Consider the following 1117-nt stretch of genomic DNA (forward strand, 5'->3'; position numbering starts at 1 on the left):
TGGGTCCCTGTGTATCGAAATTCTGTCATGGTGGAGTGGGCGGGAAGCCGTTGGGTCCTTGGCGCTTGACGCCGTGAGCCGGCTCGGTCTCCCGCCCGTTCCATCTATCAACCTGAACAGTTGCACGAGGCTGCGCCAACAGACCTCGCATCACAGGGACAGGCACCATGATCATACGCCCTCGTTACGTCGGAATCGACGTCTCCAAACGATATCTCGATATCTTCGATGAGAGCCTGGGCGTGCCGGAGCGCATCGCCAACGCGCCGCAGGCCATCACACAGATCGCGGCGCGTTGGCGATGCGATGTGCTGGTCGTCTTTGAAGCCACGGGCGTCTATGACCTTGAGCTTCGTGAGGCGCTCAACCAGGCTGGCATCCGCTTTGCCCGGATCAACCCGGCCCGGGCCCGGGACTTTGCGCGCGCCAGCGGCCAGCTCGCTAAGACCGACCCGATCGATGCCCGGATGCTGGCGAGCTTTGCCCGGGCCATGCAGCCTGCCGCTGAGCAGGCTGCCAATCCTGCCCGCAATGCCCTGGCGGGGCTTGCAAAACGGCGGGATCAACTGGTTCTCATGCGTGCCCAGGAGAAGAACAGGCGCAGCGAGGCCGAGGACCGCGCCATGGCCGATCGCATCGGTCGGCTCATTGAAGTCCTCGACACTGAGATCGCCGAAATCGAGGCCGATATTAGCGCACTGATCAAGACTGAGCCGGAGGTCTCCGACGATGCGCAGTTGATGCGGTCACTTCCCGGCGTGGGCCCCGTAACCTGCATGCAGCTGATCGCGCAGATGCCGGAACTCGGAAAAGTGGGACCGAAGCAGGTGGCCGCGCTCGCCGGCCTGGCTCCCTTCAACGTCGACAGCGGCGCTTACCGCGGCAAGCGGAAGATCGTCGGGGGCCGAAAGCGCGTCCGCGATGCCCTCTACATGGCCGCTCTCAATGCGGTCCGCCGGGCCGATCCATTCAAGGCCTTCTACGCTCGACTGCGACAGGCCGGTAAACCTGCCAAGCTCGCTCTCATTGCCGTTGCCAGGAAGCTGTTGACGGTCCTCAACGCCATCATGCGCGATCGAAAGCCGTACCTGTACACCAGACCAACATAACAGTTGCC

1 protein-coding gene is annotated in these 1117 nt (G+C 63.1%); it reads left to right on the forward strand.

Features of this window, described 5'->3' with window-relative positions; genetic code table 11:
- Nucleotides 1-167: 167 nt before the first annotated feature.
- On the forward strand, nt 168-1109 hold the full coding sequence (locus tag RPS27_RS14735) for a transposase (protein WP_285807687.1): 942 nt from the start codon (nt 168-170) through the stop codon (nt 1107-1109).
- Nucleotides 1110-1117 lie beyond the last annotated feature (8 nt).

Origin of the sequence: Bradyrhizobium sp. WYCCWR 12699 (genome assembly GCF_032144035.1) — a bacterium.
Taxonomy (GTDB): Bacteria; Pseudomonadota; Alphaproteobacteria; order Rhizobiales; family Xanthobacteraceae; genus Bradyrhizobium.

Excerpts from the sequence above, each read along its gene's own strand:
- RPS27_RS14735 (WP_285807687.1), top strand. The coding sequence starts at position 168 with ATGATCATACGCCCTCGTTACGTCGGAATCGACGTCTCCAAACGATAT.